Origin of the sequence: Accumulibacter sp. (assembly GCF_031732815.1) — a bacterium.
In the GTDB taxonomy this organism is placed as follows: Bacteria; Pseudomonadota; Gammaproteobacteria; order Burkholderiales; family Rhodocyclaceae; genus Accumulibacter.
The window spans coordinates 1-4,932 of record NZ_JAVMKF010000058.1 but is presented as its reverse complement, the minus strand read 5'-3'; the positions used below and the strand labels follow the sequence as shown (position 1 = coordinate 4,932).

Annotated in this window: 4 protein-coding genes; 1 reads left to right on the top strand and 3 read right to left on the bottom strand. The window is 64.7% G+C overall.

The features are described from left to right. Positions 1-10 precede the first annotated feature (10 nt). Together gstA and RKP46_RS04935 are read right to left on the bottom strand one after the other, a co-directional pair. Positions 11-2,260, bottom strand: a complete 2,250-nt coding sequence (gene gstA / locus RKP46_RS04940; RefSeq protein WP_311105595.1) for a glutathione transferase GstA — start codon at positions 2,258-2,260, stop codon at positions 11-13. A 112-nt stretch (positions 2,261-2,372) separates the two neighbouring features. Then, positions 2,373-2,978, bottom strand: a complete 606-nt coding sequence (locus RKP46_RS04935; protein WP_311105594.1) for a hypothetical protein — start codon at positions 2,976-2,978, stop codon at positions 2,373-2,375. A gap of 113 nt (positions 2,979-3,091) precedes the next feature. Here RKP46_RS04935 and mpl point away from each other — a divergent pair, with 113 nt between their 5' ends. Then, positions 3,092-4,444 (top strand): UDP-N-acetylmuramate:L-alanyl-gamma-D-glutamyl-meso-diaminopimelate ligase, encoded by a 1,353-nt coding sequence (gene mpl, locus RKP46_RS04930; RefSeq protein WP_311105593.1) that lies wholly within the window; start codon positions 3,092-3,094, stop codon positions 4,442-4,444. Between the two features lie 30 nt (positions 4,445-4,474). Here mpl and RKP46_RS04925 read toward each other — a convergent pair. Continuing rightward, the coding region (locus RKP46_RS04925) for a hypothetical protein (protein ID WP_311105592.1) at positions 4,475-4,932 on the bottom strand (458 nt) is incomplete at its 5' end.

Here is a 4,932-nt window from a genome sequence, read left to right as displayed (position 1 = left end):
CCGGCCGCCGTCAGTCTTCCGCCGCCAAAGCCTCACGGACACTCTGCCGACGGGCGACACGATCGTGAAAGGCAAGCAGTACCGGCCAGCGCGCAAGCTCGATGTCGACCGCGCTGCTCCAGCTCAGAACGGTGAACAGGTAGCCGTCGGCGACCGAAAACTGCTCGCCGAGCAAGTACGGCTGGTCGGCCAGGTGCGCGGCAACGTAGCCCAGCCGCGCGACGATCTGTTCGCGCACCAGCCGCTTGTAGTCCGCCGGCGTTTCCGCCCGGAACAGGGGAACGAAAGCCTTGTGCAGTTCGCTGCTGACGAAGCCCAGCCATTCCTGCAAGCGGTAACGTTCCAGCGTATAGGGACGCGGCGCCAGACCGCTCTCCGGAATGCGATCAGCAATGTACTGAACGATCGCCGAAACCTCGGTGAGCAACACGCCGTCTTCGAGTTCGAGAGCAGGAACATAGCCCTTGGGATTGATCGCTGTGAAATCAGTGCCGTCGGCCAGCGTGCGTCGATGGAGGTCGACGCGCACCAGATCGAAATCGAGGCCAACCTCGCGCAGGGCGATGTGCGGCGCCAGGGAACAAGTGCCGGGGGCGTAGTAGAGCTTCACTTCCAGGCTGCCGGGAACCGACTGCAGCGTCGGCAGCGGTTTCTGATCGACGTCGGCCGACCACGGCAGACGCGTGACTTCAACCTTGAGAAAGCCGTTGTTGTTGCCGTAGGAGAACGCCGAATCGTTGGCGAAAAAGTAGAGGAAACCAGGCTCCAGGACCTCGATCTCGCTGCCGTTGGGCGTCGGAATGAGGCTGCTTTCGTCATCGATGCGCGCCACACCGCTGATCGCGCTTTCGATCAGCCCGGCGAACATGTTGTCAGAATCCGGGTTGTTGGCTTCCAGATCAGGCCGCGGATGGATCGCTGCAACCAGCGAAAACCAAGGCCTTTCCTCGACTCGGCGGCTGCCTTCCGCCAATTGCAGCAGCCAGGCTTTCGACTCGTAGCCATCAGCGCCGGCCGGTGTTCCCTTGTCGATCCACTCACCGCTGGCCTCAATGCGGTACTTTTCTCCCACCTCGACTTCGACACCGGAGGCATTCCACCATTTGTCGGCGTAGACCGGGAAACGCGTCGAACCGTCGATCGGCAGCTTGCGGAAAGGCAGCGCTTCCCGTTCCGGGTCGACGACTTCCTCCAGACGCAATTCGTCCTCGGCATAGAACGGGGCGCAGGCCGGAAAATGCGCCAGCGCCTTCGGCCGATAATCGGCCCGCTCGCTCAGCCGCTGCAGAACGCTGGGATGCAGTTCAGCGTCCTCGGGGATCCTGCGTTCCTTGCTCGGGCGCGTGCGCCAGACCAGCGCACGCGTTTCGTCGTGCCGATCGACCAGACAATCCGGCGCCAGCGCCTGACTTAGCCGACTGGGCGAGAGTTGCAGGCCAGCGTCGAGCGCATTCACATCTTCCATCATCCATTCGAGCGCGATGTCCGACAAACCACGGTTGGCGTAGCCACCACCAACATCGGCGTGCGCGCCGGCGAACCACACCTGCCTGATCCCTTGACGTTCAACCCACGGCGTCGGGATGAAGTCGAGGCGATCTTCGTCGATGGCCAACGCCTGACGGGCAAACTCGACGCGCGGACTGAGTTCGCGGTCGGCAAAGCGTAAATAGTCGAGTTCGTCCCGATCGGCCAGGCGCATGCCGTTGAACAGCGGCACGCCGAATTCGCCGACCGTCTCCCAGACCCCGATCATGCGGATCGGCGTTTCGTCGTGGTGCCGCCAGAAGCGCCCACCCCGTTTCATGCCACGCCCGTCCTTGTAGTCCAGCCAGACTTTCTCGGCCAGATCGGCCGCACTATCGTCCTGTGCATCGACGCCCGGGATCAACCCGGAACGGGCGATGAAGGCCCCCAGGCTGCGCGCCGCCCAGGCGCCGCGCGAGAAGCCGAACAACCAGATCTTGTCGCCGCGTTGATAGACCTGCGAAACGAGAACGTAGGCGTCGATCATGCAGTCGTGCAGACCGATCCCCTGCGTGCCGCCAAGCAATCCCTGCGAACGTCCGCCGCTGCCTATGCTTTCCAGGTAGAAGGCTGTCACCTGCTCGTCGTGCTTGACCAGATGCGAACGGATAGGCCCGCGTTCCTCAACCTGCCGCTCGTCGCCGGGCAACATCTGGAACAGCCGGTAGACGTTCGTCTGCTCGACGGGATCGTTCCACGTGCCATCCATGCAAACAACGATCTGTCTGCTCATCGCTCCTCCTTATTCTCGCCGCGGCACGGGGCCACCCGCAAGCGCCCTGCGCCAGCGCGCGGCTGCAAACCGGTAAGCATACTGCGCGCGACGAGTTCTTCACAACTGCTGACTAGTCCACGATCGCCTCGTGCTCGGCCAGCAAGCGCAGCACCGCGTCGAGCCGCGCGCGTTCGCGCACCCGGCCATCGCGCGTCTTGAAACTGCTGCGCTCTTCGACCTGCGGATAGACAACCAGATTGACCGCTGCCTGGCCGCTCATCGTCGTCAGAACGGCCTCGGCGCGCTCGCTGCGCGGCTGGCTGTGGCGAAACGCCACCCGCTCGTTGAGCAGAAAGACCTCGACGTCCTTGGCGCTGTCGGCAAAGAGCTGGAGGTCGATCTCGGCATGACGACCGGCCAGGCCGAGCAGGACGGGCCCAGTCAGATAGGGATTGAAGCGCTCCAGAAGGCGCATCAGACGCGCCGCCGTGCGCAGCAGTTCGAGCGTTCTGCCGTGCTGTTCGTCATCCTGGAAGAGACGCTGGTAGGCGCGCAACTCGTCTTCCACCTCGACATCATCCGGCAGACCGACGTTCTCGGGCAGGCCAAGCTGACGGGCGGCCTTGCGTTTGGCGAGCGCGCAGTCGCTCAGACCATCCTCGGCCATCAGGCGCGCGGCAAGGGCGGCGATGCGGCGGGGCGCGGCACTGCGCCGACGCTCGTTTCGGCGGTTCATGGCGGCGTCGAGTGAGAGGCGGTGAGTGCCATTACCAGCAGGAAAGACAAAAGGACACGCCGACCGGAGTACAATCGCGCGTCCCACAGCCCCATTCTACCTGGATTCGGCACATGCACATTCACATTCTCGGCATCGGCGGCACCTTCATGGGCGGTGTAGCACAGTTGGCGCGCGCCGCCGGACATCGTGTCACCGGCTGCGACAGCGACCTCTACCCACCAATGAATCAGCAACTCGCTGCGGCCGAGATCGAAGTCGTCGAAGGGTATGATGCGGCGCAGACCTCATTCGAGCCCGATTGCTACTTGGTCGGCAACGCCATTTCGCGCGGCAACCCGCTGCTCGAGACGATCCTCGACCGCGCACTGCCATTCACCTCCGGCCCGCAATGGCTCGCCGAGCACATTCTGCGCGGGCGTTGGGTGCTGGCCGTGGCAGGAACGCACGGGAAGACGACGACGTCGGCGATGCTGGCGTGGATACTCGAGCACGCCGGACTGAATCCGGGCTTCCTGATCGGCGGTGTGCCGATGAACTTCGGCGCGTCGGCGCGCTTGCCGGGTGCCGGTTCGCCGTTCTTCGTCATCGAGGCGGACGAATACGACACTGCGTTCAGCGACAAGCGCTCGAAGTTCGTGCACTACCGGCCAAAGACCGTCGTCCTGAACAATCTCGAGTTCGACCATGCCGACATCTTCGCCAACCTGGAAGCAATCGAAACGCAGTTCCATCATCTCGTACGCACCTTGCCACGCAACGGCCTGATCGTTGCCAATGCCGGCGCTGAAAGCCTCGCGCGGGTGTTTGCGCGCGGTTGCTGGACACCGGCCGAGCGCTTCAACGACCCAAGCGGCTGGCGCGTCGAAGGCAGCGAGGCCGACGCCTCGTTGCGCGTTCTGCAGGGCGACGAGCTCGTCGGTCAGACGACCTGGCCACTGGCCGGCGAACACAATCGCAGCAACGCGCTCGCCGCGCTGCTCGCCGCACGCCACGCTGGAGTGCCCATTGCGCGAGGTCTGGCGGCGCTCACCCGCTTCGAGAACGTCAAGCGCCGCCTGGAACTGCGCGGCACCGCGCGCGGGGTCAGCGTTCATGACGATTTCGCGCATCATCCAACCGCCTTTGCCGCCACCCTCGCCGGCCTGCGCAGCAAGCTGGGTCCGGCGCGCATTCTGGCCGTGCTGGAACCGCGTTCGAACACGATGAAACTCGGCGTGATGAAGGCGCGACTCGCTGAAAGTCTGGCCGAAAGCGACCTGGTCTTCTGCTACGCGCACGCGCTCGGCTGGGATGCCGCCGAGGCGCTGGCGCCGATCGGCAACAAGGCGGTGGTCGACGACGACCTCGAGCGTCTGGTCCAGCGGATCGCCGCGGCGGCGCAGCCCGGAGATCATGTCGTCGTGATGAGCAACGGTGGTTTCGGCGGCATCCACGAGAAGCTGCTCGCGGCGCTCGCCGGGTGATGCCAAGCGGCGCCGGCGCGCCCGAACAGCCTACTTCCCGATCGGCGGAACCTTCTCCCAGCCACTCGGGCACTGCCTGGCCGCCGGATAGTAGGCGGCGCGCTCGCGACAGTAGTACCAGTAGCCGGGTTCAAGCACATCCTCGGCACCAGGCGGTGCAGGCTGCTCGTCATCGCCCTTTTCGACGTACACCACATCCGGCGGCGTGACGACCTGCGGGTAGGCAACGGCTGGCGGATAATACCCAGGCCATCCCCATGACCATCCCCAGACGAAGGGCGTGCCGAAGTAGACACCAACGCGCGGCCCGTGGCGATAAGCACCGCCATGCCGGACAGCGCCACCGACGACCATCGTCCCGGCAGGTGGCCCATACAGCGGAACGGAATGTGGCCGATTCTGGGCGAACGCGAGCGCAGGTAAACAAGCGCCGGCGATCAGCGCCAGCACGGCGACGGTGGCAAGTGGCTTTTGCATGCGGGTTCTCC